At 69.1% G+C, this 748-nt stretch carries 1 protein-coding gene; it reads left to right on the top strand.

The genetic code is table 11. The annotated features are described in order from the left end of the window. Positions 1 to 463 precede the first annotated feature (463 nt). On the top strand, positions 464 to 739 hold the full coding sequence (locus JAN01S_RS16430) for a hypothetical protein (protein WP_068319907.1): 276 nt from the start codon (positions 464 to 466) through the stop codon (positions 737 to 739). The last annotated feature ends 9 nt before the right edge of the window (positions 740 to 748 follow it).

Here is a 748-nt window from a genome sequence, read left to right as displayed (position 1 = left end):
CTGTGCAGTTGTTGCAGGTGGAGCAGTCGGGTACGGCGTCGATGGGGGTGCTGATGGAGGCGTGGGCCGGGCCTGACAGGAAGGTTTCGCTGGGGACTGGCAGTCATCGGGGCCTCTGTTGACGGCGGCTGCGGAGCGGCTGTCGACGTTGGCGCGGTTGTTGCTGGAGCAGGCCGAGCAGCAGGACCGCGCCTCGGGGGGCAGCGGTCAGGGTGCTTCGGGTGGCGCCGGTGGGCCTGCCGGCCGCAGCACGGCGGGCGGCCCGGACGTGGTGGATGCCGTGCGTAACGCCTTGTCGGGCACCGGGCCGCGGGGCGGGTGGGCACCGAACCTGTCCGCGGTGTCGCGTCCTCGCGGGACCGGCCCGGGTGACCTGACCTGGTGGGCGGTGGACGAGGCGACGGACTGGGCCAGCGACGTCTAAGTCGATCACATCCGAGCCAATCCGTTCTCGTCGGACCCCATGGTCGAGAAGGGCTTGAAGGAGAGCAGCGACGGGGTCCGTGACCTGCAGACGGAGTACCTGAAGAAGAAGACCGACCCGTCGCCGGTGGACGGGCCGAGTTTCCTCCTTGGCATCGTGGCCGACGAGTTGGACATGTACAGCAAGATCCTGCATGACCCCAAGGGCTGGTGGGACAACGACGTGTCGACCCCGGACAAGGTCGGGCTCGGGCTCTCGGCCGTTCCGGGTCTGGGGTTGCTGGGCAAGGCCGGGCGTGTCAGATGGTCTGTGTAAGCGGGGGGG

Source organism: Janibacter anophelis NBRC 107843 (assembly GCF_001570945.1).
In the GTDB taxonomy this organism is placed as follows: domain Bacteria; phylum Actinomycetota; class Actinomycetes; order Actinomycetales; family Dermatophilaceae; genus Janibacter; species Janibacter anophelis.
This window is presented reverse-complemented; position numbering and strand designations above follow the sequence as displayed.